Annotated in this window: 23 protein-coding genes; 13 read left to right on the top strand and 10 right to left on the bottom strand. The window is 58.2% G+C overall.

What is annotated here, in order from left to right:
* Positions 1 to 41 precede the first annotated feature (41 nt).
* The 6 genes from ACXAH8_RS18110 (at position 42) to speB (ending at position 5,921) form a co-directional block, all read left to right on the top strand.
* Positions 42 to 641, top strand: coding sequence for an amino acid synthesis family protein (locus ACXAH8_RS18110; RefSeq protein WP_475220138.1), 600 nt, complete (start codon positions 42 to 44; stop codon positions 639 to 641).
* Entirely contained in the window at positions 613 to 1,401 is a 789-nt protein-coding gene (locus ACXAH8_RS18105) for an alpha/beta fold hydrolase (protein ID WP_475220137.1), read from the top strand. The genes ACXAH8_RS18110 and ACXAH8_RS18105 overlap by 29 nt, the downstream gene beginning before the upstream one ends.
* The gene (locus tag ACXAH8_RS18100; protein ID WP_475220136.1) at positions 1,398 to 2,318 is read left to right on the top strand and encodes a flavin reductase; all 921 of its coding nucleotides are present in this window, start codon (positions 1,398 to 1,400) and stop codon (positions 2,316 to 2,318) included. The genes ACXAH8_RS18105 and ACXAH8_RS18100 overlap by 4 nt, the downstream gene beginning before the upstream one ends.
* Positions 2,318 to 3,352, top strand: a complete 1,035-nt coding sequence (locus ACXAH8_RS18095) for an LLM class flavin-dependent oxidoreductase (protein ID WP_475220168.1) — start codon at positions 2,318 to 2,320, stop codon at positions 3,350 to 3,352. The genes ACXAH8_RS18100 and ACXAH8_RS18095 overlap by 1 nt, the downstream gene beginning before the upstream one ends.
* Positions 3,353 to 3,361: 9 nt before the next feature.
* Positions 3,362 to 4,840, top strand: a complete 1,479-nt coding sequence (locus ACXAH8_RS18090; RefSeq protein WP_475220135.1) for an aldehyde dehydrogenase — start codon at positions 3,362 to 3,364, stop codon at positions 4,838 to 4,840.
* Positions 4,841 to 4,937: 97 nt separating this feature from the next.
* Positions 4,938 to 5,921 (top strand): agmatinase, encoded by a 984-nt coding sequence (speB, locus tag ACXAH8_RS18085; RefSeq protein WP_475220134.1) that lies wholly within the window; start codon positions 4,938 to 4,940, stop codon positions 5,919 to 5,921.
* A gap of 30 nt (positions 5,922 to 5,951) precedes the next feature.
* On the opposite strand, the gene ACXAH8_RS18080 is transcribed toward speB, so the two are convergent.
* From ACXAH8_RS18080 to ACXAH8_RS18070, 3 genes are all read right to left on the bottom strand, one after another.
* Positions 5,952 to 6,941 (bottom strand): GlxA family transcriptional regulator, encoded by a 990-nt coding sequence (locus ACXAH8_RS18080; protein ID WP_475220133.1) that lies wholly within the window; start codon positions 6,939 to 6,941, stop codon positions 5,952 to 5,954.
* Positions 6,942 to 6,956: 15 nt separating this feature from the next.
* Positions 6,957 to 9,425 (bottom strand): GcvT family protein, encoded by a 2,469-nt coding sequence (locus ACXAH8_RS18075; protein ID WP_475220132.1) that lies wholly within the window; start codon positions 9,423 to 9,425, stop codon positions 6,957 to 6,959.
* A 119-nt stretch (positions 9,426 to 9,544) separates the two neighbouring features.
* Positions 9,545 to 11,065 carry a trimethylamine methyltransferase family protein gene (locus ACXAH8_RS18070; RefSeq protein WP_475220131.1) on the bottom strand — a complete coding sequence of 507 codons (1,521 nt, stop codon included), beginning with the start codon at positions 11,063 to 11,065 and terminating at the stop codon, positions 9,545 to 9,547.
* A gap of 90 nt (positions 11,066 to 11,155) precedes the next feature.
* On the opposite strand from ACXAH8_RS18070, the gene ACXAH8_RS18065 reads away from it, so the two are divergent.
* The 7 genes from ACXAH8_RS18065 (at position 11,156) to ACXAH8_RS18035 (ending at position 18,747) form a co-directional block, all read left to right on the top strand.
* A complete protein-coding gene (locus ACXAH8_RS18065) occupies positions 11,156 to 12,067 on the top strand; it encodes a LysR substrate-binding domain-containing protein (RefSeq protein ID WP_475220130.1) in 912 nt (303 codons plus the stop codon).
* Between the two features lie 214 nt (positions 12,068 to 12,281).
* Positions 12,282 to 13,409, top strand: a complete 1,128-nt coding sequence (locus tag ACXAH8_RS18060; protein ID WP_475220129.1) for a Hint domain-containing protein — start codon at positions 12,282 to 12,284, stop codon at positions 13,407 to 13,409.
* 252 nt (positions 13,410 to 13,661) lie between these two features.
* Complete coding sequence (locus tag ACXAH8_RS18055) at positions 13,662 to 14,723, top strand: glycosyltransferase family 4 protein (protein WP_475220128.1); 1,062 nt, start codon at positions 13,662 to 13,664, stop codon at positions 14,721 to 14,723.
* Positions 14,720 to 15,502, top strand: a complete 783-nt coding sequence (locus ACXAH8_RS18050) for an FkbM family methyltransferase (RefSeq protein WP_475220127.1) — start codon at positions 14,720 to 14,722, stop codon at positions 15,500 to 15,502. The genes ACXAH8_RS18055 and ACXAH8_RS18050 overlap by 4 nt, the downstream gene beginning before the upstream one ends.
* A gap of 217 nt (positions 15,503 to 15,719) precedes the next feature.
* Entirely contained in the window at positions 15,720 to 16,682 is a 963-nt protein-coding gene (locus ACXAH8_RS18045) for an HlyD family secretion protein (protein ID WP_475220126.1), read from the top strand.
* On the top strand, positions 16,679 to 17,605 hold the full coding sequence (locus ACXAH8_RS18040) for an ABC transporter ATP-binding protein (protein WP_475220125.1): 927 nt from the start codon (positions 16,679 to 16,681) through the stop codon (positions 17,603 to 17,605). Before ACXAH8_RS18045 ends, ACXAH8_RS18040 begins: the two co-directional genes overlap by 4 nt.
* Positions 17,602 to 18,747: an ABC transporter permease gene (locus ACXAH8_RS18035; protein WP_475220124.1), complete on the top strand. Its 1,146-nt coding sequence runs from the start codon at positions 17,602 to 17,604 to the stop codon at positions 18,745 to 18,747. The genes ACXAH8_RS18040 and ACXAH8_RS18035 overlap by 4 nt, the downstream gene beginning before the upstream one ends.
* A 104-nt stretch (positions 18,748 to 18,851) precedes the next feature.
* On the opposite strand, the gene ACXAH8_RS18030 is transcribed toward ACXAH8_RS18035, so the two are convergent.
* The 7 genes from ACXAH8_RS18030 to ACXAH8_RS18000 all read right to left on the bottom strand — a co-directional run bounded on the left by ACXAH8_RS18030 (position 18,852) and on the right by ACXAH8_RS18000 (position 25,399).
* A complete protein-coding gene (locus ACXAH8_RS18030; RefSeq protein WP_475220123.1) occupies positions 18,852 to 19,724 on the bottom strand; it encodes an NAD(P)-dependent oxidoreductase in 873 nt (290 codons plus the stop codon).
* A gap of 15 nt (positions 19,725 to 19,739) precedes the next feature.
* Positions 19,740 to 20,702, bottom strand: coding sequence for a 2-hydroxyacid dehydrogenase (locus ACXAH8_RS18025; RefSeq protein ID WP_475220122.1), 963 nt, complete (start codon positions 20,700 to 20,702; stop codon positions 19,740 to 19,742).
* Between the two features lie 4 nt (positions 20,703 to 20,706).
* On the bottom strand, positions 20,707 to 20,901 hold the full coding sequence (locus tag ACXAH8_RS18020; protein WP_170380356.1) for a hypothetical protein: 195 nt from the start codon (positions 20,899 to 20,901) through the stop codon (positions 20,707 to 20,709).
* 16 nt (positions 20,902 to 20,917) lie between these two features.
* The gene (locus ACXAH8_RS18015; RefSeq protein ID WP_475220121.1) at positions 20,918 to 22,261 is read right to left on the bottom strand and encodes an amidase; all 1,344 of its coding nucleotides are present in this window, start codon (positions 22,259 to 22,261) and stop codon (positions 20,918 to 20,920) included.
* Positions 22,258 to 23,622 (bottom strand): TRAP transporter large permease, encoded by a 1,365-nt coding sequence (locus tag ACXAH8_RS18010; protein WP_170380354.1) that lies wholly within the window; start codon positions 23,620 to 23,622, stop codon positions 22,258 to 22,260. Before ACXAH8_RS18010 ends, ACXAH8_RS18015 begins: the two co-directional genes overlap by 4 nt.
* Positions 23,615 to 24,223 carry a TRAP transporter small permease subunit gene (locus ACXAH8_RS18005; RefSeq protein WP_170380353.1) on the bottom strand — a complete coding sequence of 203 codons (609 nt, stop codon included), beginning with the start codon at positions 24,221 to 24,223 and terminating at the stop codon, positions 23,615 to 23,617. The genes ACXAH8_RS18010 and ACXAH8_RS18005 overlap by 8 nt, the downstream gene beginning before the upstream one ends.
* Positions 24,224 to 24,304: 81 nt before the next feature.
* Positions 24,305 to 25,399, bottom strand: a complete 1,095-nt coding sequence (locus ACXAH8_RS18000) for a TRAP transporter substrate-binding protein (protein ID WP_170556021.1) — start codon at positions 25,397 to 25,399, stop codon at positions 24,305 to 24,307.
* Positions 25,400 to 25,569: the final 170 nt, after the last annotated feature.

The raw sequence follows: 25,569 nt of genomic DNA, 5'->3' as shown, positions 1-25,569 counted from the left end.
GCCCCGTTTCTAACGTCGGCCCGCGCGACAGGAGAAGTTTTATGCAGCCGGAAATACGCAAAATCGTAACCTATGACGAAGAGGTTCTGGTCGAGGGGTTTCGCCCCGCAAAGACCCCATGGCGCATGTTTGCAGTGGCCGCTGTGGTCACCAACCCGTGGGCCGGCCGATATGTCGAAGACCTGAAGCCCGAAATCCAGGCCTACGGTCCCGTCCTGGGTGAAATGATGACCAAGCGCATGATTACGCTGGCTGGCAGCGGCGATGCGATCGAAGCCTATGGCAAGGCCGCCGTGGTTGGTCTGAATGGCGAGGTCGAGCATGCCTCGGGCCTCATTCACACTCTGCGCTTTGGCAATCACTACCGGCAGGCCGTCGACGCAAAGTCATATCTCGCCTTTACCAACACCCGAGGGCCCGCAAACGCTCCGATCATGGTGCCGCTGATGGACAAGAACGACGCCGGGCGACGCTCGCACTATCTGACCATCCAGTTTGCGATCCCCGACGCACCACGAGACGACGAGATCGTTGTTGTGCTTGGCGCGGCGACCTCGGGGAGGCCGCATCACCGCATCAGCGACCGCTATCAGGACCTCAAGGATTTGGGCCATGACGTGGACAACCCGGCCGCGGTCTGAGATCGGCGGGCTCTCAGCAATCCAGACTGGCGCGGGACCGAATGTCCTGTTGCTACACGGCGTCGGATTGCGCGCCGAGGCCTGGGGCGCCCAATTAGACGCGCTGGCATCAGCAGCGCGTCTGACCGCACCGGACATGCCCGGTCACGGCGAAAGCCCATTGGGCAACACGCGCGCAGAGCTGTCGGGATACACAGAAGCCACATTGCGGGTTCTTGAACATCTGGGCCGACCAACGGTAGTTGTTGGTCATTCCATGGGCGCAATGATCGCGCTCGATCTTGCTGCAAGGGCACCGCAACATGTCGCCGGTGTCGTTGCACTGAACGCCATTTTCGAACGCAGTGCCGAGGCCACGAAGGCTGTTACAGCCCGCGCGGCCGCACTTGACGGTCAAACACCAACCGATCCGATGGGCACTCTGAAGCGTTGGTTTGGTGATACTGATCCGCCTGAATGCGCCGCCTGCCGAACGTGGCTGACGGCGAATGATCCTGCGGCATACAAGCAAGCCTATACAGTGTTTGCCAATAGCCCGATCCCGCGCCGGGACGATTTGAAGACGCTCACCTGCCCCGCCTTGTTTATAACGGGTGATCTTGAGCCCAATTCGACCCCGGACATGTCACGCGCCATGGCCGAGCTTGCTCCGAACGGGCGGGCGCAGATCATCAAAGGCGCCGCTCATATGATGCCGATGACCCATGCCGCAGAGGTTAACGCCGCCCTGTCATCCTTTCTGAACGAGGTACAACAATGACCGGTCTCGATCCTCGCGACCTGCGGCGCGCCTTTGGCAGCTTCATGACCGGCGTCACTGTTGTAACGACGCGCGATGCGTCGGGCACGCCATTGGGGTTTACTGCCAACTCCTTCTCATCCGTGTCTCTGGACCCGCCGCTTTTGCTGGTTTGTCCGGGTAAGAACCTGTCCTCCTACGATGCCTTCGCAAGCTGCGCGCATTTCGCGGTGAACATTCTGGCTGAGGGGCAAGAGGATGTTTCAAACACCTTCGCCGGGTTCAAAGGGGATCGATTTGCGAAAACCGCGCATCAGCTGAACGCCCATGGTCTCCCTCTTTTGGAGGGCGCAGTTGCGACGTTTTCATGCCGGACCCATCAGACCATCGAGGCCGGAGATCACTGCGTTCTGATCGGAGAGGTTGAGGCGTATTCCTATGCCGAAACCCGAGGCCTCGGATACGCAAACGGGCAGTATTTCAGCCTCGGCCTTGAACGCGGCGCATTCGAGGCCGCAGACCGATCCGTTGTCTGCGGCGCGATCATCGAATGCGACGGAAAGGTGCTGTTGGAGAAAACCGAAGCCGGATACCGCCCGCCGCAGATCAGCTTGTCGGATCATCAAGCCCTGCGCGAAAGCCTTCATCATGAGTTGGCAGCGCGCGGGATCACAGCGCAGTTGGGTACGGTCTATTCAGTTTACGACGATGCCACGACCCACCATGTCTATACGCTCGCGTCGGCACCGGTTTTGCCGCTCAACAGCAACCTTGAAGCGGTTGCCATCGAAAACCTTGCAAACCTGGCATTCGCAACCCCGGCCATCGCCACCATGGTGTCCCGCTTTGCGTTTGAAAGCCTGACCCGCGACTTTTCCCTATACCTCGGCGACGCGCAGCGGGGCGATGTACATACCCTCTCGGAAAGGACTGAATGATGGAGTTTTCCCTCTTTGCTCACATGGAGCGGCTCAACCCCGAACAGCCTCATGAGAAATTGTATGAAGAGTTCATCGAGCTGTGCAAAATGGCCGATGACGCCGGTATGCGCGCGGTGTGGACGGGCGAGCATCACGGGATGGATTTCACCATCGCGCCCAATCCATTGATGTCCCTCGTCGATATCGCGCATCACACCAAAAACATCCGCCTTGGTACCGGCACCGTCATCGCGCCTTTCTGGCATCCGATCAAACTGGCCGGCGAAACGGCCGCTGCCGACCTCATGACCGGAGGGCGCATCGAGTTGGGTATCGCACGCGGGGCCTATTCCTACGAATACGAACGATTGATCCCTGGCATGGATGCCTGGGACGCGGGCCAGCGCATGCGGGAAATCTCCCCCCTGCTGCCCAAATTGTGGGAAGGCGATTGCGCCCATGACGGAGAGTATTTCCAATTCCCCGCCACTACCTCTGCCCCGAAACCCGTTCAGGACGGAGGGCCACCGATCTGGATCGCCGCCCGCGACCCGAACAGCCACGAATTCGGCGTTCAGAATGGCTTTAACATTCAGGTCACGCCTCTCTGGCAAGGCAACGCAGAGATTGAGAGCTTGATGGGCCGCTTCAATGATGCCTGCGCCAACTATGACGGACCGCGCCCCAAGATCATGCTGCTTCACCACACCTATGTCGGGCAGGACGCCGCCGATGTGGATCAGGCCACGCAAGAGCTTTCGCGTTTTTACAATTATTTCGGCGCGTGGTTTCAGAACAAGCGACCCGTAAATCAAGGGCTGATCCAAACTCTGACGGATGAGGAAATAGCGGCCAACACCATGATGGCCCCTGAAAACATGGGCCGCGATCTGACAGTTGGCACGGCTGGACAGGTCGCGGATCGCCTGAAGCACTATGAAGACCTTGGTTATGATGAATACTCGTTCTGGATCGACAGCGGCATGAGCTTTGAGCGCAAGCGCGCTTCGCTGGCCCGGTTCATCGACGACGTGATGCCAAAGTTTCAATAAGGACCCGTGATGCAACAGAACCCACACTATCAGCTTTTCATCGACGGAACCTGGACCGAGGGCGCCAACGGGCAGGTCATGACCTCGCAAAACCCTGCTACGGGCGAGGCGTGGGCCAGTTTCGCCAGTGCCGCGCCCGAGGATGTGGATCGCGCGATCTCTGCGGCGCGTCGGTCCCTGAATGACCCGGCTTGGCGGGATCTGACGCAGACCGCGCGTGGCAAACTGTTGTTCAGGCTTGCAGAGCTGATTGAACAAAATGCCGAACGCCTCGGCGAGATTGAGACGAAAGACAGCGGAAAGCTTCTGGCCGAAACGGCAAGTCAGACGGCCTATGTCGGCGACTACTATCGCTACTATGCTGGTTTGGCCGACAAGATTGAAGGCGCGGTGCTTCCTATCGACAAGCCCAACCTGCATGTCTTTACCCGCCGCGAACCGATCGGCGTCGTCGTCGCAATTGTGCCTTGGAACGCGCAGATGTTCCTGACGGCAACAAAGCTGGGGCCAGCCCTTGCCGCCGGGTGTTCGGTGGTGCTGAAGGCCTCTGAGATTGCGCCAGCGCCGATGCTGGAATTCGCGCGTCTGGTCGAGGAGGCGGGCTTCCCGCCCGGCGTCGTCTCGGTCATCACGGGCGACGCAGAAAACTGCGCCATCCCCCTGACTCGACATCCCGACGTGGATCGCATCGCCTTTACTGGCGGCCCGGAAACCGCGCGCCATGTGGTTCGCAACTCGGCCGAAAACTTCGCCGTAACCACGCTGGAGCTTGGGGGAAAATCCCCGATTTTGGTATTTGACGATGCCAATCTGGACGGGGCCGCCAATGGCCTGATCGCAGGTAATTTCGGAGCCTCCGGCCAAAGCTGCGTCGCCGGATCACGCGGTTTGATACATCGCCCAATTCTGGACGCTTTGGCAGCCAGGATCGAAGAGAAGATGAAAGACGTTGTCGTGGGTGACCCGTTGAGCGCCTCAACCCATATCGGGCCGCTTTGCACCAACGCGCAGATCGCCAATATCAAGACGGTACTGGCAAAATCCTCCGATCAAGGCGCGCGCATCCGATTTGGCGGCGCGCCGCTTGACCGACCCGGAAACTTCATGGCGCCCACTTTGGTGGAATGTGCATCGCCCGAGACCGAGACCCTGAAGGTCGAGATGTTCGGGCCCGTCATGTCACTTTTGCCTTTCGACACCGAAGAGGAAGCAATCGCTCTGGCCAACGACACCCCGTTCGGGTTGGGATCCGGCGTGTTCACCGAAAATGTCGCCCGCGCGCACCGGGTATCGTCCCGATTGAAGGCTGGTATTTGCTGGATCAACACCTATCGCGCGGTGTCCCCCATCGCGCCGTTTGGCGGCTACAACCAGTCCGGCTATGGCCGCGAAGCCGGGATCGAGGCTATTCAGGACTATACGCGCACCAAGACCGTGTGGCTGAACACCTCTGATCAACCCATGTCGAACCCGTTTGTGATGCGCTGACGTGGGCGATAGATTTCGCCTCCTTCATCACAACCCTATGGCCCTTCGGAAAATTATCCCACACTATGGCGCAAGAATAGCGGTTGGAGACTGAAGAATGAGCGCACATGGATATGAAGGCGGTCGGTTAAACTTGCCATTTGTCGGCATCTCGACCTTTGGCAAATATCCCTATGTCAGCGACTGGGATGCCATCGACGCTGATATCGCGATCCTTGGCGCTCCGTTCGATTTTGGCACTCAGTTCCGGCCCGGCGCGCGGTTCGGCCCGCGCTCCATTCGCGAAGCCTCGACCCTGTTTTCCTTCGGGCACGGCGGTGCATACGACCACGAGGATGACATCACCTACCTGCCGTCGGAAACCACCCGGATTGTGGACCTGGGCGATGCCGATATCGTACATACCAGCACCGAAAAAAGCCACCAGAACATCAAATTCGGTGTCGAAAAATGCCTTGAGGCCGGGGCCCTGCCCGTGGTTCTGGGCGGAGATCATTCGGTTAACATCCCCTGCATAGATGCTTTCGCCGCGGATTGCGAAAAGAACGGCCCCATTCACATTGTTCAGATCGACGCGCATCTGGATTTCGTGGATGAACGGCACGGGGTTCGGTTCGGCCACGGAAACCCGATGCGGCGTGCGGCGGAGAAACCCTATGTCTCGGGCCTGACACAGATCGGCATCCGCAACGTCTCGTCGACCGCAAAAGAGGGCTATGAGGACGCCCGTCGTATGGGGTCAGACATCCTGTCCGTTCGGCAGTTGCGCAAACTGGGAACCGAGGCTGTTCTGGACCGTATTCCGGAGGGCGCCAGGTACTACGTCACCATAGACATCGACGGGTTCGACCCCTCCATCGCGCCCGGTACCGGCACGCCTAGCCATGGTGGGTTCCTGTACTACGAAGTGCTGGAACTGCTCGACGGTCTGACCCAGCGCGGTGATGTGGTGGGGTTGGATCTGGTCGAAGTGGCCCCGGATTATGATCACACGGGCAGCACCGCCATTCTGGCGGCACAGATCCTCATGAACACGATTGGGCGTATTCTGCACCACAAAGGTTCGCCCAGCGCGGGGTAAGTGCAGGTTTTTGGACTACAGCTCGGTCTTTCAGACCGACTTCTGCTGCATATGCGGAGAGGTTCCGAAATACCTGCGGAAGCATTTGGAGAAATAGCTGGCTGAGCCAAAGCCGCAGGCGATGGCCACATCCAGCACCCGCATATCGGTTTGCTGCAACAAGGTGCGCGCACGCTCGAGCCTCAGGCGCGTCATATAGTTCTTTGGGCTCGTGCCCACGTAGCGCTGAAACAGGCGCTCAAGCTGTCGGGTCGAGAGGCCCGCGCTTTCGGCTACGACACTGGGCGACAGCGGATTTTCAAGGTTTTCCCGCATGATCATGATGGCAGCTGCCAGTTTCTCATGACGGCGGCCAAAGCGGAACAGATCCGTCTGCGTCTGCCTGCCGTCCTTTGGGCGCACCGATGCATATAACAGTTGATCCGCCACGCGGGAGGCAACGGTCTGACCACAGGCCTGCCCGATCAGCGATGAGAACAGATCGAGCGTGGTGACACCTCCGCCGCAGGTCGCAATCGGGCCTTCATCCACAAAGACCGAGCAGTTGGATTCCACCGTTGGAAACAGCTCAACCATCACGGGTTGCTGTTTCCAATGCGCGCTCAGGCTCTGGCCGCTGGCCACCCCGGCCATGGCCAGAATGCCGGACCCACCCCCGATGCCGCATAGCTGAACGCCGAACCGACGCCCCTGCCGCAACCAGGATTTCAACTCATTCGAGATCGACCGATCCACGGTCATCGGCCCGCAAATGACAATGCAATCGCCCCGGCGGGTCTTGATCAAACCGCCATCAACAGAAACCGTCATCCCCGAGGATGAGGTCACCGCCTCGCCGGTTTCGCTCACGATACTCCATTCGAAAATAGCTTGCTCGGAGGCGGCATTCGCCGCCCCCAATGAGTCGATCCCGGCCCCAAGGTCCAAAGCAGAGAACCCCGGCGTCAGCAGGAAAATGAAGCGGTTCAGCTCATTCACCCGTGTGCTTGCATCTGCAAAATTGATCTCGGGACGACCCATTCCGGCTTTCCTTTCTTACGTCCGCATATTGGCGCCATTGGCGTCATAGGCGGGAGCGCCCAGAACTTCGGCGTCGTAGAACTCACCCAGGATTTCCACCTGCAGCTTGGTTCCCGGAGCGGCGCTCTCGGTTGCGACATAGCCCATCGCCATCGACTTGCCGACGCGGTGGCCGTAGCCGCCGGACGAGACATAGCCGACCGCTTCGCCATCTTTCAGGATCGCCTCGTCATTCGACACATCGATGCCGTCCACGTCGATGTTCATGGTGACCAGCTTGCGGGCAACGCCATCTTCCTTGAACTTCAGCGTCGCATCCTTGCCGACAAAGTCCTTCTTCCAGTTGATGAAGACATCCATGCCGGATTCGACCGCGTTGAAATCAGGACGGAAATCGGTGGTCCAGACGCCCCAGCCTTTCTCAAGGCGCAGCGACATCAGCGCACGTGCGCCGTACCAGCGATAGCCCAGATCGGCCCCGGCCTCTTCGATCGCCTCGGCCAGACGCAGCAGGTACATCGGCTTGCAGTAGATCTCAAAGCCCAGCTCGCCCGAGAACGAGATACGGTTCAGGATCACCGGGACGCCGCCCACAAAGGTCTGACGCAGGTCGCGGAACTTCAGCGCATCGGCGCTGACGTCGTCGCGGGTGATACGGGCCAGCAGCTCGCGCGACTTGGGACCGGACAGAGCGATCCCGTGCCAGTCATCCGAGACATTCGCATAGCTCACATCCGCAGGCAGGTCCTTTTGGAACCAACGGCTGTGTGCGTCCTGCATCGTGCCGGAACCGAACAGCATGAAGTGATCGTCACCCAGGCATGCCACGGTCAAGTCACCGTATAGACGGCCTTTTTCGGTCAACATTGGGGTCAGCGCCAGACGGCCCGGTTTCGGGACGTAACCGGCCAGAGTGCGGTTCAGATATTCACGCGCGCCAGCGCCCTTGAACTCGTGCTTGGCAAAGTTGGCGATTTCGATGCCACCTACAGCCTCTTGCACGGCTTTGACTTCGCGCGCGACGTAGTCGTGGCTGCGGTTCCGCTCGAAAGTCGGCGTTTCATGCGCGTCTTCGGCGTTGTCGGCAAACCACAGGGCGTTTTCCAGACCAAAGCCTTGCCCCATCACGGCGCCCTTTTCGACCAGACGGTCACAGAGCGCAGTGGTTTTCTGCATCCGGCCCTTGGGCAGCGTTTCGTTCGGGAAGGTCATCACGAAGCGGCGCTCATAGTTTTCCGAGGACTTGATGGTGCCCCAGTCCGGCGTTGCGAACTCGCCAAAGCGGGCCACGTCCATTGCCCAGACGTCGATCGAAGGCTCGCCGTCGATCATCCATTCGGCCATGGTCAGACCAACACCGCCGCCCTGACAGAAGCCTGCCATGACGCCCACAGCGACCCAGTAGTTCTTCATACCCGGAACCGGGCCGATCATCGGGTTGCCATCGGGGCCAAACGTGAACGGGCCGTTGATCGTGTCCTTGATGCCGGATTCACCGATGGCCGGGATACGCTCGAACGACATTTCCAGACGGTCGGCGATCCGGTCCAGATCGGGTTGCAGAAGCTCGTGGCCAAAATCCCAAGGCGTGCCATCCACTTTCCACGGGGTCGATTTCGGCTCGTAGGTGCCCAACAGCATGCCGTGGCGTTCCTGACGGAAGTAGATGTTGGCCTCATAATCGATGCCCGCGGGCAAACGACCGGCTTCACCCATGCTTTCCATACGGTCCTTGATCATCGGGATCGCGTCGGTGATCAGATAGTGGTGCTCCATCGGCTGTACGGGCAGGTGGATGCCCGACATATGGCCCACTTCGCGCGCCCAGAGGCCGCCGCAGTTCACAACCTGCTCGGCGTTTATGACGCCTTTAGGGGTGTTCAGATCCCAGCTTCCATCGGGGCGCTGGCTCATCGAGGTCACGCCGCAATGGGTGAAGTATTGCGCGCCGTGGTGACGGGCGGATTTGGCGAAGGCGTAAGTTGCGCCCGAGGGATCGACATCGCCATCCTGCTCGTCCCAGAGGGCGGCGTGATAGTGTTTGGGGTCGATCAGCGGGTGACGCTCGGCCAGTTCCTGCGGGCTGATGAATTCCTGATGCAGGCCCATGTAGCGCGCTTTCGAGCGTTCACGCTTGAGGTAGTCGTACCACTCCTTGGTCGACGCCGCGTAGAAACCGCCGGTGATATGCATGCCGACCGAGTGGCCCGAGGTTTCCTCAATCTCTTTATAGAGATCGATGGTATAGCTCTGCAGGCGCGAGATGTTGGGGTCCGAGCTGATCGTGTGGATCTGACCCGCCGCGTGCCAGCTGGATCCGGATGTCAGTTCGTCACGTTCCAGCAGGACAACGTCTTTCCAGCCGAACTTGGCCAGGTGAAAGAGGATCGAACAGCCGACAACGCCGCCGCCGATGACAACGACCTTGGCGTGGGAGGGCAGCTTTTTGCCAGACGTGGTTTCGTCTTTTTGAATCTCAGGCATGGGAATTTCCTGTGTCGTTTTCTTGTGGTGATGGGGGAAGGGGGCTGTCTGCCCCCTCTTGAGCCTGTGGCTCAATTCACCCCCGAAGGTATTTCTGGCCAGATGAAGGGATCCCGGTTTTAGTACCAGGCGTCCGGGATCTCTTCTTTGCGTTTGGCCACATAGGCGGCTAGTTCGTCTTTCTTGGCCTCGTCAATTGCGGGGGGTTGGTATTCGTTCAGCATCTGGTTCCAGCGTTCATAGGCGCGGCGGCGCATGTCCTTGGAACCGCCCTCTTCCCAGCTTTCGACGTTTTCGCTGTCGCTCAGCTTGGGTTCGTAGAATGCGGTCTGGTAGTTGCGCATGGTGTGGGCACAGCCCAGGAAGTGACCGCCTGCGTCAACCTCTTCATAGGCGTCACGGGCGAAGGCGTCGTCGCTTGTGTCCAGTCCCTGGCTGAGGACCTTCTGGTACGAACCAAGACGATCCGCATCTATAATCAGCTTTTCAAAACCGGTACATAGACCACCTTCAAGCCAACCGGCCGAGTGTAGAACGAAGTTTGCACCGGCCAACATGGTCGAATGCATCGAATCCGCCGATTCACACGCAGCCTGCGCGTCTTCGATCTTGGAGGCCGTCAGAGAGCCACCGCAACGCAGCGGCAGACCGGCACGGCGGGCCAGTTGGCCGATGGCGTAGTTCGAGATCACTGGCTCGGGCATACCAAAGGTCGGTGCGCCGGATTTCAGCGACATGGACGACAGGAAGTTGCCCAGAACAAAAGGCACTCCAGGGCGCAGCAGTTGGACGTAAGCACAGACCATCATCGCCTCCGCCATGGCCTGTGCGATACTGGCGGCAGTGCTGACTGGACCCATCGCGCCGGACAAGATGAACGGAACCACGATCATGCCTTGTCCGCGCGTCGAATAGACTCGCGCTGCTTCGGTAACAACGCGGTCAACCAACAGCGGAGAATTCGTGTTGACGTTGCCCATAATGACGCAATTGTCTTCCATGAAATCCGCGCCGAAGATGATCTCGGCCATGTCAACGCTGTCTTGCGCGCGGCTCATCTCGGTGATGGCACCCAGATGCGGCTTATCGCTGAGGGTCATATGCGCAAACATCATGTCGAGGTGACGCTTGCTGACCGGCACGTCGCAGGGTTCACAGGTCACGAAACCGCCATGGTGCAGGTTCGGATGCAGGTAGGTCAGTTTCACCAGCTTCTCGAACGACTCGATATCGCCGTAACGGCGACCACCTTCCAGATCACGCACGAAAGGTGCGCCGTAGACCGGCGCGAAAACCTGATTGCCGTCACCGATGACCACCGAACGGTCGGGGTTGCGCGCCACCTGAGTGAAGCTTTTGGGCGCCTTGGCACACAGGCTGCGAATCCATTGCGCGTCGGCCCGCACGATATCACCTTCGACCCGCGCCCCTTCGCGGCGCCACAGCTCCAGCGCTTCGGGGTCGTCGCGGAAGGCGATTCCCACATCCTGAAAAATCCAGTCGACCTGAGCCTCAAGACGGGCCAGATCTTCCTCATTGAGAGGATCAAAGAACGCCAACTTTCGTTGGATATAGGGGGAGGCCGGGACAGAACCGGCCTCGGAACCGCGGGAACGGGATTGACGTACGCGCCGAGCCATTAATAGCACTCCATTTTTTTGGTGCATATTAATCAACAAGAAAATTCATGTGACGCTTGAAAATTTGAATGATTAGCATAAACACAATTTATGCAAGAACTCTGGAAACAGCTTGGCTCTCCTCGCAATCTGGTCGTTTTCGAAGCCGCCGCCCGTCTTCAATCCTTTACCCGCGCCGCGCAGGAGCTGAACGTGCAACAACCCGCCGTCAGCGTTGCCATTCGCAGGCTGGAAGAAGGCTTGGGAACGCCTCTGTTCACGCGCGGTCACCGTCAGGTCGTCCTGACCGGAGCAGGCGAGCGGCTGCTGGCTGATGTCTCGCGGGCGTTCGATCAATTGGCCCTGTCGGTTGAGTCCATCCGACAGACCAAACAGGCGGGCTATGTCACCCTCAGCGCATCAACGGCCTTCAACAACTATTGGATCATGCCGCGACTGGCCGATCTGCAAAGTCAGCATCCGAAGATCGACTTGCGCCTACAATCCAGTGACCGGGAACCGGATATCGACGCAGAAAACATCAGCCTTGCGGTGCGTCTGGGGGATGGAAACTGGGCGGATTGCGAAAGCACCCTGATCGCGCCCGAGGCGATCTATCCCGTCGCATCACCACGTGTCATGGCCGCCGCAGTCGATCTGCGAAGCCTGCCGAATCTCCTGTCCCAACGCCTCATTCATCTGGAAGAACCCATTCGTCAGCGTCCGAGTTGGAGCGATTGGTTCGCCAATTTCTCGATCAGGACAGCAGTTCCGAACACGGGGCTGCGGCTGAATGACTATGCGCTTGTCCTGCAGGCGGCCATGGCCGGTGAGGGGTTTGCCTTCGGTTGGAAACACCTGACTGACCGTCTTGTCGATCAGGGTCTGCTGGCTGCCCGATCCGATTGGCAATGGACGACGGGCAAAGGGTTCTATCTGGTCTGGTCCAAGAAAACCCCTCTGTCCGATGATGCGCGAAAGGTAAGAGATTGGATTTTGCGCACTCTGGATGAGGCCGCTTGAGCACGACACGTCATTGAGAGGTGCGTGCTCCCGTCCCGAATATGCGTCAGGGCGCTGCCCGCGGATTCTCACGTCGGTCTAGGGCAAAGCCAAAACCAATGGACCTGACGTCAGGGTCGAATTTTTCACAAAATGAACGAATTTCTGTCTTGAAGAAGCAAGGGTTTACGCGTCTACGGGAAGAAAACAGGTTACAGGTTGAAACGAGACTTGAATGCCAGATTTCAGCATCGTCGGCGGCGCATCCACCACATTTACCGACACGACCCCAGGCGGGGGGTTTGTCATCGACTTCAGGCTGCTCGACAACAGCTTCAGCGTGCAGATCAACGGTGTTGATCTTTTTGTCGGCGGCCCTGCCGGAGCACCCAATGAACTGCAATTCCAGATAAGCGGGACTTCCGGTCAAACCGTGCGATTTGCTGATGGTGATCGATACGAGGTGAATACGCCCGCCGTTTGGCAACTTCAAAACTCGGACACTGATCCTGTTGTCCGGCTCGAGGTGAACCCGGACGGGACCATTGCTCTGTTCGGTGTGAAGTCCGACGACGGCGCGCTTGTCCCGCTGGAATTGTTCAACGGCCTGACCGTCAACACCGACGCAATCGCGGCAGCCTGGAACGAGGATGGTGACAACACCATCGAAATCGATCAGGTCGTGACCGGCCCCACCAATGCGAGCGGTGAATTCGAGGATGTACCCTGTTTTGCATCAGGAACACTGATCGAAACATCAGAGGGGCTTGTTCGCGTCGAGGGTCTGAAGGTCGGAGATCAGGTCCTCACATATGACAACGGGCTGCGGCCGGTCTGCTGGATTGGTTCTCGTGGCCTGAGCCAAACTCAGCTTGAGGACAAACCGCACCTCAAACCCATTGTGATCAGGGCGAATGCGCTGGGTCCTCGCTATCCGCGGCGCGATCTGATCGTGTCACCTCAGCACCGGATTTTGGTTTCCTCAGCTATCGCCAAGCGGATGTTCGACTGTCAGGATGTCCTGCTGCCCGCGAAGAAATTGCTGCCATTGAGCGGTGTCGATGTTTTGGACGACCTGTCTGGTGGAGTTCGGTATCACCACATCTTGTTCGATCAGCATGAGATCATTTGGTCCAACGGCACGCCCACGGAAAGCCTCTTTCTAGGGCCGCTGACCATGCAGGCCATCTCGCCCGAAGCGCGGCAAGAGATCAAAGAGCTTTTCCCAGAATGTGCGGCGGTTGATTTTCAGCCGCTGACGGCACGGCTGGTGCCTGAAAAGGGCAAGTGGATTTCGAAGCTTATCGAGCGTCACCGCGGGAACCGCAAACCGCTGTTCGACGGTCAGGTTGCCCATAGCTGAGCGGGGACCCCTGCCCAGGCGACCATGCGCTTGGCCAAGGCCGGGGTTGCTGGCAGAAAAGGGTTGCTATCAACCCCATCATCAAGCAAGCCTGCATACGCCGAGCATCCAATTTCGTTGGATGCAGTCGATAACAGACCCTTTAATTTGGGTAGATATGAGCCAAGTGACAGTTTCACCGAACCCCAAAAAGAAACACGCCACGCCCGCCCAAGACGAAATCGGCGGGTCCTTGTGAACGGCGGAAATCCGGTGCAAGTCCTCAACATTCCGACCGCCGACGGAAACCCCTATCAGCGCAATCTGATGTATCGCTGCGCGACGGACATGGTCGAGTTCGTCGGCGGCGGCAAAGGCGCACTTCTGAATTTGGATGCGGCCAAACACCCAGTAACCCATCTACATTGGGATGACCGGATCTTTGGCCGTGACGCAGATGCGCAAAACAATACGGATCTTTTGCACAAGGCTGAACTGTCGATTGACAGCTACCGCGCGCAGGGCGGTCGGTTGGTCTGGACCATTCACAACGCCCGCCCGCACAAAGTGATCAGCCTTTACGGTTTTCGCCAAGCCCGCCAATCGCTGGTCAAACGGGTCGACGCCATCCACGTTCACGCCCCCCATGCCCGCGATCACATGATCTCGGAATACGGGGCCGACCCGAGCCGTATTCATGTGATTTCCCATCCAAGCTACCTCGGGTCGTACGAGCCGCAAGACATCACGCTGGCACGCCCCATGCCGGATCGCAGCCCAACCGCGTTTTTGTTTTTCGGAATGTTTCGAGGAGAAAAAGGGGCAGAGCGCATCCGGGACGCCGCCGCTAAGCTGACAAAGCGGGACTATGACTATCGTCTGAACATGTACGGCAAGGCTTTCAGCAGCCAAAAACGGCTGCTGAGGCGCCTAGGCTGGAATGAGAAAATATCGCTCAGAACCGACCGAATCCCGGATGAGGAGATCCCCCAAATCTTCTCGAACGCGCATTTCTTTCTAGCCCCCTATTCCGAGCTTTTCAGCTCGGGCACCGTTTCGCTTGCCTTAAGTTTCGGATTGCCGATCATCGGCCCTGCCCTGCGCGAAATGAAAGAAATCACGCCGCCGGAACTGCATGAGACAACACTCTATGACCCAAGCTTGTCCCGGGGATTGATCCGCGCCATGATCAGATCGCTGCAGATGCAAACCTCAGAGTATCAGAGGCTGCGACAGGCCTGTTTGAACCATGCGCAAATGCGCTCGCCCGAGGTGATAAGCCCCAAGCTGATGAACATCCTTCTTGAACACCAACCAGACCGGCCCAAGACATGACACGTTCGACACCTCGCCTGTTCCTTCGTCACTTGCGCGAGCTGGGGGTAGACCTAGCGCCAAAAGAGCCGGGCGCCGAAATCCGCCCGCGCAAACTGTTTCGAGCCTTGTCGCGCCGGGGGTTTGAGATCGAACAGACCAAACCTACCGCCGCAGTTTTGAGAGGCTTTGGGTTCCAGCCTGAATCCGTCATTGATATTGGCGTAGATCAGGGCACCCCGATGATCTACGACGCCTTTCCGCAAGCGAAGTTCCTGCTTGTAGACCCGTTGATCGAATCCCAGCAAAGGGTCCAAAAATACGAAGGCAAACTGGATTTTCGGTTCGAGTGCTGCGCCCTAGGTCCCAAAGACGGCAACATCACGGTCAACATCCCCTCGACGGCTACGAAAACCCGCACAAGCCGAGCAACGGCCATGGAGTTCGAAGGGCGGAATAAAGCCCAGTTCGCATCGTTTGAAACGCGCGAGGTTCCAATGCGCAAGCTGGACAGTCTGACGGCGGACCTGCAGGGCCCGATCGGCATAAAGATTGATACCGAAGGGTTCGAGTTGGAGGTCATGAAAGGCGCAACAGAAACCCTGAAAAGAACGGAGTTTGTGTTAGCTGAAGCGAACGTGAAACGGCGCTATGTGGGTGGATACAGGTTCTCGGAGCTGGTCTCTTTCATGGGTCAGAACGGGTTTGAAATTCTGGATTTCCCCAGACCCATTCGTCAGGAGTCTGATGACTGCGATGTTCTTTTCGCCCGCTATGACAGCGCGCGTTTTGACTTTTAACGCTTTTGAGAACCCGATTGATCCAAAACTGCCGATGGCATGGCAGGGAAATGGTGTGTCAGGACAAGCTTAAGGTTTGAAGCCAGCACAACGCATTGCGTGATCCCCTGGAGTGGTCTCCGCGGAAGGCTGGAAAATATATACAATTCCGATTTCATGATTGTATGGTTCAACAAACCGTCCAACGCGACCAGAGGTTAAAACCCGGAGGGACCCCTTGCTGAATTTGTCGATCCCCGTACCTTTGATATTGGCGGCAATACTGCCTGCGATTCTGGACCGATGCTCTGCCTCGGATACGAGTGTCGCCCTAGGTGTTCTGGCACGCGACCGCGTCGCATTGACCGCGACGGCCAGCGAAATCATCGTCGATCTGCCAGTTGCCGAAGGCTCGGTCGTCATGGCCGGAGACGCGCTGGTTCAACTAGACCCAACATTGCAGACCGCAAAGCTGAACTTGGCGCAGGCCGAACTGGAAAAGGCAAATGCCACGCTTTTGAAGCTGCAGGTTGGGCCGCGCGAGGAAGAGATCGCGATTGCCCAAGCCAAGGTCGCCGGAGCTACCGCGCGATTGGCCGATGCTGAAGCAATCTATGAACGCAATGCCCGTTTGGTTGAAAACTCGGTCGTGACCGAGGCGCAGGTCGCAAATGATCTGGCCTTGCGGGACTCGGCGCGGGCCGAATTGGTCGGTGCTCAGGAAACATTGAAAGAGCTTCAGAACGGCACCCGCCCCGAAGATCTCGCCGTCGCCGAAGCCAACGTCCGCGCAGCCGAAGCGTCGGTTGACGCGGAACAGACCGTATTGGAGGATCTGACCGTTGTCGCGACGCGCGATGGCGTCCTGGACTCGCTGCCTTGGAACCTTGGTGAACGGGTGACGACCGGCAGCCCCGTGGCCGTTCTGGTCACGGGGCAGACACCCTATGCCCGCGTCTATGTACCCGAACCGCATCGCGTGAAACTGAAACCCGGCGATACGCTGGAGGTGAATGTCGATGGGCTGGATGCCCCGCTGGACGGCGTGGTCCGGTGGATCAGTGACGACGCGTCCTTCACGCCTTACTATGGTTTGAACCAAGATGACCGGACGCGGCTTGTCTATCTAGCCGAAATTGATCTGCCCACCGCGTCGCCGGACCTGCCTGCCGGCGTTCCAGTGCAGGTTCCCATGCCATGACAGATGTCGTTGTGTCGACACGCGGCCTGACCCGGCAATTCGGAACAAACACCGCCGTCAACGATCTGGATCTTGAGATCAGAACAGGCCAGATCTACGGGTTTCTTGGCCCTAACGGCTGCGGCAAGACAACGACCATGCGTATGCTGACCGGGTTACTGACGCCGACCAGCGGATCCATCTCGGTTCTGGGTCGATCCATGCCCGAAGCGGCAGAACCGCTCAAGAATGAGATCGGGTACATGACCCAGATCTTCTCCTACTACCGCGACCTGACGGTACTGGAGAACCTCAGGTTCGCCGCAGAAATCTACGGTATCCCGGCAAAAGCAGCGAAAGATCGGATCGACGAGCTGCTACACACTTACGACCTGACGACCAACGTAAATCAACTCAGCGGCAGCATGAGCGGAGGGCAGCGGCAAAAGCTGGCCCTTGCGGCCACGATCCTGCACCGGCCTAAACTGCTGTTTCTGGACGAGCCGACCTCGGCCGTTGATCCCGAAACACGCCGCACATTCTGGGAGCAATTGTTCGATCTTGTCGATCAGGGTGCCACCATGATCGTTTCCACCCATTTTATGGATGAGGCCGAGCGCTGCCACCGCCTAGCCATCCTTCAGCATGGTGTCAAGAAAGCGGACGGATCACCGCGCCAGCTTATGAATGATCTTCAAGCCGACGTTGTCGAGGTCGAAGGCCCGGATCTGCGCAACGTCAAACATGAGCTGGACGGCACGCCAAAGATATTGTCAACCGCTCAGGTCGGCTCTCGCTTGCGGGTTCTGGTGGACAAAGCCGAGCCTCAGCCGGTGGACATGCTGCGCGCCCGGCTCGAGGGGTTCTCCGATCTGTCCCTGACACCTCAGAGGCCAAATCTAGAAGACGTCTTTGTCAGCGCCACGCGGGGGGAAGACCAATGATCTCGGCCCGCCGGATAGCAGCCGTCCTTAGGAAAGAGCTGTTGCAGCTGCGGCGGGACAGGATGACCTTCGCCATGGTCATCATGATCCCGCTGATCCAGCTTTTGTTGTTCGGATACGCGATCAATACCAATCTGCGCCACGTGCCTGTGGCTGTTGTCGATCAATCCCAAACCGAGCTGTCACGCATGTTGACGCAGATGGTTCAGGCCACGCAGGTCGTGACGGTCACCGAACAACTGGCAACCCCACAAGAGGCCGAGCGCGCGATCACACAATCCCGCGTGCGGGCCGCACTGATCATCCCCCCAGACGTCAGCCAACGCCTTGCCCGCAGCCCGTCTGTCGGGCTAGGCTTGCCCAATTCAACAGATCAAACCAGCAGTCGACCCGTCGCGCATTGGATCGTCGATGGCTCGGACACGATGGTGGCAAGCGCGATCAAATCCCTGCGGACAATGCCCTTGACCGAACTACTAAGACTGCCTGCAAACCGGCAGGTTCCGACATTTGAGGTGACGCTGTACTTCAACCCTGAACAGCGATCAGCGGTCAATATCGTGCCGGGTCTTGTGGGGGTGATCCTGACGATGACGATGATCCTGTTCACCTCGGCCGCGATCGTTCGGGAACGCGAACGCGGCAATATGGAGATGCTGATCAACACGCCGATCAAGTCGATCGAGTTGATGCTGGGCAAGATCATCCCCTACATCTTTCTGGGTCTGATCCAGGTCGCGATCATTCTGGGGCTAGGTCATCTGCTGTTTGACGTCCCCATAAACGGAGGGCTGGGCACATTGCTGGTGGTGACGCTGTTGTTCATCATCGCCAGCCTGTCGTTGGGGCTGGTGATTTCAACTCTGGCCCAGAACCAGCTTCAGTCGATGCAGATGACCCTCTTTATCCTGCTGCCATCGATCCTGATGTCGGGGTTCATGTTCCCGTTCGACGGCATGCCCCATCCGGTGCAAATCATCGCACAGGTGCTGCCGGCGACGCATTTCATGGAGATGATCCGAGGCGTGGTTCTGCGCGATGCCTCTCTCTATGATCTGCGGTCAGAGATCCTGTGGATGATCGGCTTTGCCATTTTCGGATTGCTGGCAGCAACGCTGAGGTTCAAAAAGCGTCTGGGTTAGCGAACCATCTGGCGCTTGAACTGCGTGTCAGGCAAATCGCCGCCCTACCTCGGTTTGCTTTGCAAGCGCTCAGCTGGGAGGCATCGAAATCGCAGACGTGTTGTTCAATCCAGAGCCCGAAGTCTCTTTAGCAAAGACGAAGTATCCCAGCGGCCGCCGCCGAGTTTCTGAACATCCTTGTAAAACTGATCGACCAACGCCGTCACCGGAAGGCTCGCCCCGGTTTCATTTGCAGTATCAAGACAAATCCCCAGATCTTTGCGCATCCAATCTACGGCAAACCCGTGGTCAAAGTGGTCGTCCAGCATCGTCTCGTACCTGTTCGCCATCTGCCAGCTTCCAGCTGCGCCTTGGCTGACAACCTCGACGACCGCGCGCCCGTCCAGACCGGCTTTCTCGGCAAAGTGCAGGGCTTCACTCAAACCCTGAACCAGACCTGCGATCGCAATCTGGTTGCTCATCTTCGTCATCTGACCCGCACCGCTTTCGCCAATCCGACGACAGATCTTCGAATAGACCTGCATGATCGGCTCGGCTGCATCGTAAACAGACTGATCCCCGCCGCACATGATCGAAAGGACACCGTTTTCGGCCCCCGCCTGACCGCCCGAAATCGGCGCGTCAACAAAGCCCAAACCCTGATCCTTCGCTGCCGCATACAACTCGCGTGTGACTTTAGCTGAAACGGTCGTGTGATCCACGAGCGTTGTGCTTTGCGACATCCCGGAGAAAGCTCCGTCTGCCCCGGTGCACACGCTGCGTAGGTCATCGTCATTCCCCACACAGGTCATGACAAATTCTGCCCCCTCGGCCGCCTCGCGCGGGGTTGCGGCCATCGAGCCACCATGTTCGGCAACCCAGGCTTCGGCTTTGGCTGCCGTCCGGTTGAAAACAGTCACGTCGTGGCCTGCAGCCTGTAAGTGGCCTGCCATCGGATAGCCCATCACGCCCAGGCCGAGAAAAGCAAGTTTAGCCATTACTTATGTCCTCTACTACAAAAGGTCTCGCGGTGTTTGACCCGCAAAAAAAGCATCCAGATTGTCCAACGCTCGAAAGCCCATAGCGTCTCGGGTTTTGGTTGTGGCGCTGCCGATATGCGGCAGCATGAAGATGTTTTCATGCGCGGCGAATTTTGGGTTTCCACCCGGCTCGGTCTTGAAACAATCAAGCCCGGCAGCCGCCAGCTTTCCGCTTTCGATTGCGCTCAGCAAAGCGTCTTCGTCAACAAGCGCACCCCTTGCCGAGTTCACCAGAACCGCGCCGTCAGGCAGTTTTGCCAGATTTTCGGCATCCATCAGGTTCACAGTTTCAGGTGTTGCGGGACAATGCAGCGAAAGGAAATCCGCGACCGTCAACAACGTGTCGATGCTGTCGTGATATGTCGCGCCTTGCTCTTGTTCAGGCGACAGGCGGGTGCGGTTGAAGTAGTGAACCTCCATATCAAATCCGCGCGCCTTTTCTGCGAATGCGCGGCCCACACGGCCCATACCGACAATCCCAAGCCGAGCGCCGGTGAGCTGTTTGCCGACCATGAAAGACGGGCTCCAGCTGTCCCAGGCACCGGTGCGCATTAGGCGGTCCCCTCGGACCGCGTGCCGCGCCGCGCCCAGCGTCAGCAACATCGCAAGCTCAGCCGTGGCGTCTGACAGGACGTCAGGCGTGTTTGTCACGACAATCCCCTTCGCCGCCAGCGCCGGAAGGTCACAATGATCTACGCCCACTGAATGGTTCGCCACAATCTTCAGCCGTGGATCAAGCTTTGAGACGACCTCGGCCGAGAAATGCTCCGAGTGACAGGGCATCATCGCGTCGACCTTCGCGCTCATGGCGATGATCTCGTCTGCCGTGCCTGGCGTGTCGGCCTCGTTCAGGATCACGTCATAGCCTTGTCGTGCGCGCGCAATCGTGGCATCGGACACCCGACGCGGTAGCCAGAGAACGGGTCTATCGCTCATGGGGTCAGTCCTTTTTGATCGCGTCTTCCCAGAAATTGTACAGCGCAAGGGCAATGACGAAGACCGCAATACACAAGAATGGAAAACCACCCCAGAACCCGGCGAAACCGGTCGAGATACTGTGGGCAAGGCCGAGAACGAACACCATCATCAAGCCGGTGCCAATGAGGCCCATGAGAATATTTGTCAGTCGTGACATAGGATTACTCTCCCTTCTATTCTTGCGTTCTGAGGGTTCTTTGAACCCATGAAGCTGTGCGAAGAAGCCGATCGTCTTCTTCAACCGCGCCGATCAGCTGGACACCAATGGGAAGATCATTCTGCCCCACCAACAAAGGCAACGTGAGGCAGGGCAAACCCGCCAACGTCCAGGTGAGGCAGAAAACGGAATCTCCGGTATGGCCTGCGCTCAGCGGAACGGCTTCACCGGTGGCTGCCGGGGCCAAGATCGCGTCGAATTCATTGAAATACTCGGCAAAGAAGCCCTGAGCGGACGCCATGACGGCCAAGGCGTCTTCATATTGGGCCTCGCTGATATCTCCTCCACGGGTTATTGCGGATTGCATCTCGGGGCTGAGGTCCGGCCAATGCGCATTCGAGATTTCGGCCATGTTCTGGCGAATTTCATAGTCATAGATCGTTTTGTGAACGGTGATCAGATCGGCCAGTTGCGGCGATACCGAAAAACGCTCGACCCTTCCACCAAGCCCCTCGATAACGGCGTTCAGCCCCTCAAGCGCATCTTCATCAAGGCGGTCGTTGAATGGAAATTCCAGCCAGGCAATGTTAGGCTCGACCGGAACCTCCGCCTGCGCGCCGGACAGCATACCCGCTCGCGGCCGGGCAAAGCTGGCGGGATCGCGCTGGTCATATCCGGCGACCACGTCTGTCAGCAAAGCGATATCTTCCAGCGCGTTGGCGAACCCCCCAACGTGGTCCAAAGAGACCGACGTCCTGAAAACCCCATGTCGCGAGATCATTCCGCGCGTGGGTTTGAAACCATAGACGCCGCAGTAAGAGGCCGGACGGATGACTGAACCACCAGTCTGGGTGCCGATGGCCAGAGGCACATGTCTTGCCGCAACGGCCGCTGCCGATCCGCTGGACGACCCCCCTGGAGTTCTGGTCGTATCAAAAGGGTTGGTGGTGTCGGTCGGATGCATAAAGGCAAGCTCGGTCGTCTTGGTCTTGCCCATGATGACGGCACCGGCCTCGCGCAGGCACTCGACCAGCCTTGCATCTGCCTCCGGCTGTCGGCCCGAAAAGATCGGTGTGCCCCGCTGCGTGGGCATGTCTTTTGTATCGACAATGTCCTTTAGCCCGATGGGCACGCCGTGCAAGGGGCCTGTCGCCCGTCCGGCCTTGCGAATGCGATCCAGCTCACGCGCCTGATCTAGCGCCACGCCCGCATCCAGATAAGCCCAAGCGCGGATGGTGCTGTCGGTCTCTTCGATGCGTTTGAGACAGTCCTCAACCAGCGCTTCGGACAAGATACGCCCGTCCCGAATGCCCTCGGCGGATTGAACCGCCGAGAACAATGACAGATCGTGTTTGGTCATGGCACCCAGACCCCGAAGAGGTAGTCAGGCAGCCACAGCGCGATGCCCGGGAACTGATACATCAGCACCATGCACAGGATCACGATGGCCAGATAGGGCATCAGACCTCGGAAGATCTCCATCAGCTGAATCTGGTTCTTGAGGACCCCCTTCAAGTAGTAGGCTGACATGGCCATCGGCGGTGTCAGGAATGAGGTCTGCAAGTTCAAAGCCACCAGCATCGCGAAGAAATACGGGTTGACGCCAAACGTCTCGAGCATGGGCAGGAAGATCGGCACGAAGATGATCAGAATCTCGGACCATTCAAGCGGCCAGCCCAGCAGGAAGATGATCAACTGTGCAAGCACCAGGAACTGCCAAGGCTGAAGGTTCATGCCAACAACCCAATGCTCAATCACGTCATGCCCGCCGAGATACGAAAAGATCGACGCAAAGGTCCACGAGCCCACGAACAACCAGCACACCATCGCAGTGGCTTTGGCCGTGAGGAACACGCTTTGCTTCACCTTGTCCCAGGTGAGCGACCGGTAGAGCACGGCCAGCACAAGCCCGCCCAAGGCACCCATCGCCGCCGCTTCGGCCGGTGTTGCAAGACCGCCGAGGATTGATCCAAGCACCAGCAGGATCAAAACGGTCAACGGCACGAACGAAATCAGCAGGTCCATGTAAATCTGCCGTTTTGGCGGAACATCATCCTCCTGCGGCTTGGGGGCCAGCGACGGGTTCAGCCAGACACGCACCATGACGTAGACGATGTAGAGACCCGCCAGCATGAGGCCCGGAAAGACCGCCGCTGCATAGAGGCGCAGGGGAGAAAGCTCGGCAATGGCGGCGTAGACGATCAACATGATCGACGGTGGGATCAGGATGCCCAACGTGCCACCGGCACAGATCACGCCCGAGGCAAAGCTACGCTGATATCCCGCGTTGGCCATTGCCGGATAGGCCAGCAAACCCATCAGGGTGACAACCGCGCCCACGATGCCCGACGCCGTTGAGAACACCGCGCAGGTCAGCAGAGCCGCAATCGCCAGAGATCCGGGTAGGTTACGGGCTGCCATGTAGAGCGAAAAGAACAACCGGTCGACGATATTCGCCCTTTCGACCACGTAGCCCATGAACAGGAACAAGGGGATGGCAACAAGCGTGTCATTCTCCATCACCGAATAGGTATTCTGGTTCAGCAGGTAGAAGATGTTGTTGTTGAAGATGTCCGCAATGCTCTCGGGCGCGGACTGGTAATAGGCGTAGTACCCGAACGCGACGCCCATGGCGAGCAGTGTGAACGCAATCGGAAAGCCCAACAGCACCAGCACAATAAAGAGGCTGAGCATCAGGATGGCGACTTGTGGGTCAGTCATCGCTGCGACCTCCTTGCTTGGTGCCTGTTGTATGAATTCGGTCGACGGTTGATTCCATGAGCATGTCTTCGGTCTCACGTACGTCATCCAGACGGTCGAGCCAGACGCCATTTCGCATCGCAAGCCAACATCTTGCCATCTCGGCAAGCCCTTGCAGCATCAGCAAAACACCGGCGACGGGGATCAGAGTTTTGAAGAAGTAAATCTGAATTCTGGCGGGGCTGTTCCAGCTGACTTCTTCGTAGCGCCAGCTGTCCTTGGCAATTTCCCACCCGTACCAGAACAGGGCAAACATGCCGGGGAAGAAAAAGATGATATACAGAACGAAATCGACCCGCGCCTGCCAGCGGACCGAGAACAGGCGGTACAGCACGTCGCCGCGCACATGCGCGTCTTGCGCCAGCGCATAGGCCCCGGCCATCAGGAACAGGGCGCCATACATCTGCACCATCATATCAAACGCCCAGACGGTCGGCTTGTTCAGCACATACCGGACGAACACTTCGTAGGACACCGATAGTGTCAGTATTAGGATGCACCAACCGAAGGCTTTGCCGACCCATTGGCTTAGCCCTTCGATGGCGTGGATTGTCTTGATCAAGGTCAGTTCCTCGCCTGTTCCGCCCGCAGTTCAGAAAGCCGCGCACCAGCGCGACCTTCCGTTTTCAAAGAGTGTCAGGCCTCAGCCGAAGTAGTGCTTATACGCCAGCTTGTAGTCCGGCTGGTTGAGGTTGAGGTAGTTCATGACAGTCTCAGCATAGGCCTTCTGGCTGTCGACGACCTTGGCAAAGAACGGATCTTCGTTCGAGATCCTTTCGACCACAACATCCCAAGCCTCTAGCTGAGCCTGCATCACGCTGTCAGGCGTGCGATACACGTTGACGCCCTGCTCTTCGGCCAGCGTCACCAGATCGTCGGCGTAGCGCTTGGTGTTGTTCCAGTAGAAGTTCGAGTTCTCGGCCTCGGACGCGTATTTCAGGATGGCCTGAAGCTCGGGCGCAAGCGCGTTGAACTTGTCCTTGTTGAACGTGACCTCGAAGAATTCCTGGCTCTGGTGGAACGAGGCCAGGTGATAGTGTTTGGACACGTCCTGCATACCAAAGTCGCGGTCGGATGTTGGGTTGTTGAACTCGGCCGCATCAATCAGGCCGGACTTCATCGCGGGCTGGATCTCGCCGCCGGGCAGCTGCACAACGGACATGCCCATCTCAAGCAGAACGTCTGCCGCTAGACCAACTGTACGGTACTTCAGACCGTTCATCTGATCCGAGCTTGTGATTTCCTCTTTGAACCAACCCAGCGGCTGTGCGGGCATGGGCGAGTTGAAGAACGACACAACGTTCAGGCCAAGGATGCCCATCAGCTCGTCAAACAGCTCCTGACCGCCGCCATAGTTCACCCAGCCCAGAACCTCTTGGCTGGACCAGCCAAAGCACGGACCCGTCCCGAACAGCGATGCTGTCTTGGATTTCGAGTACCAGTAGGCCGGAACATAGTGCGCCGCGTCCAGAACGCCGCGGTGGACCGCGTCCTGCATCTGGCTGGTTTTTACGACCGAATTCACAGGCAGAAGTTCGATCGTCAGTTTGCCACCGGACATTTCGTTGACGCGGTTGACGTAGGATTGAGCGTTCTCAAGAAAGATGCCGCCGCCCCAGGCAGCCTGCATCTTCATTGTCGTTCCTTCCTGAGCATGGACAGCCGGAGCAGCAAGCGCGCCAGCACCTACAACAGCAGAGCCACGCAGAAAGTTTCTGCGGTTCAAAGATTTTGTCATGTTTCCTCCCTAGACTGGGCCGTCGCCGATATCCCTTCGGCATTGGCACCAAACCCGCCCTCCAGCGGATAGAATCTACGATAAGCCAGATTCGCGATTTTTCAAAATATTTTGGAAACTCTTTCATTTTGAGCGTCAAAATGTGCGCAACTAATTGTTTTAGCTTTCAT

The organism is Ruegeria sp. ABV3_008 (genome assembly GCF_056161185.1).
Note: the sequence above shows the minus strand (reverse complement) of the source record. Positions and strands in the feature narration are given on the sequence as shown.

What these genes read in the sequence shown, in the direction of transcription:
- ACXAH8_RS18010 (WP_170380354.1), bottom strand. Translation starts at nt 23,622, where the DNA reads ATGACTGACCCACAAGTCGCCATCCTGATGCTCAGCCTCTTTATTGTG.
- ACXAH8_RS18090 (WP_475220135.1), top strand. Translation starts at nt 3,362, where the DNA reads ATGCAACAGAACCCACACTATCAGCTTTTCATCGACGGAACCTGGACC.
- ACXAH8_RS18000 (WP_170556021.1), bottom strand. Translation starts at nt 25,399, where the DNA reads ATGACAAAATCTTTGAACCGCAGAAACTTTCTGCGTGGCTCTGCTGTT.
- ACXAH8_RS18110 (WP_475220138.1), top strand. Translation starts at nt 42, where the DNA reads ATGCAGCCGGAAATACGCAAAATCGTAACCTATGACGAAGAGGTTCTG.
- ACXAH8_RS18025 (WP_475220122.1), bottom strand. Translation starts at nt 20,702, where the DNA reads ATGAGCGATAGACCCGTTCTCTGGCTACCGCGTCGGGTGTCCGATGCC.
- ACXAH8_RS18070 (WP_475220131.1), bottom strand. Translation starts at nt 11,065, where the DNA reads ATGGCTCGGCGCGTACGTCAATCCCGTTCCCGCGGTTCCGAGGCCGGT.
- ACXAH8_RS18100 (WP_475220136.1), top strand. Translation starts at nt 1,398, where the DNA reads ATGACCGGTCTCGATCCTCGCGACCTGCGGCGCGCCTTTGGCAGCTTC.
- ACXAH8_RS18075 (WP_475220132.1), bottom strand. Translation starts at nt 9,425, where the DNA reads ATGCCTGAGATTCAAAAAGACGAAACCACGTCTGGCAAAAAGCTGCCC.
- ACXAH8_RS18020 (WP_170380356.1), bottom strand. Translation starts at nt 20,901, where the DNA reads ATGTCACGACTGACAAATATTCTCATGGGCCTCATTGGCACCGGCTTG.
- ACXAH8_RS18060 (WP_475220129.1), top strand. Translation starts at nt 12,282, where the DNA reads ATGCCAGATTTCAGCATCGTCGGCGGCGCATCCACCACATTTACCGAC.
- ACXAH8_RS18040 (WP_475220125.1), top strand. Translation starts at nt 16,679, where the DNA reads ATGACAGATGTCGTTGTGTCGACACGCGGCCTGACCCGGCAATTCGGA.
- ACXAH8_RS18015 (WP_475220121.1), bottom strand. Translation starts at nt 22,261, where the DNA reads ATGACCAAACACGATCTGTCATTGTTCTCGGCGGTTCAATCCGCCGAG.
- ACXAH8_RS18105 (WP_475220137.1), top strand. Translation starts at nt 613, where the DNA reads ATGACGTGGACAACCCGGCCGCGGTCTGAGATCGGCGGGCTCTCAGCA.
- ACXAH8_RS18050 (WP_475220127.1), top strand. Translation starts at nt 14,720, where the DNA reads ATGACACGTTCGACACCTCGCCTGTTCCTTCGTCACTTGCGCGAGCTG.
- speB (WP_475220134.1), top strand. Translation starts at nt 4,938, where the DNA reads ATGAGCGCACATGGATATGAAGGCGGTCGGTTAAACTTGCCATTTGTC.
- ACXAH8_RS18030 (WP_475220123.1), bottom strand. Translation starts at nt 19,724, where the DNA reads ATGGCTAAACTTGCTTTTCTCGGCCTGGGCGTGATGGGCTATCCGATG.
- ACXAH8_RS18095 (WP_475220168.1), top strand. Translation starts at nt 2,318, where the DNA reads ATGGAGTTTTCCCTCTTTGCTCACATGGAGCGGCTCAACCCCGAACAG.
- ACXAH8_RS18035 (WP_475220124.1), top strand. Translation starts at nt 17,602, where the DNA reads ATGATCTCGGCCCGCCGGATAGCAGCCGTCCTTAGGAAAGAGCTGTTG.
- ACXAH8_RS18080 (WP_475220133.1), bottom strand. Translation starts at nt 6,941, where the DNA reads ATGGGTCGTCCCGAGATCAATTTTGCAGATGCAAGCACACGGGTGAAT.
- ACXAH8_RS18065 (WP_475220130.1), top strand. Translation starts at nt 11,156, where the DNA reads ATGCAAGAACTCTGGAAACAGCTTGGCTCTCCTCGCAATCTGGTCGTT.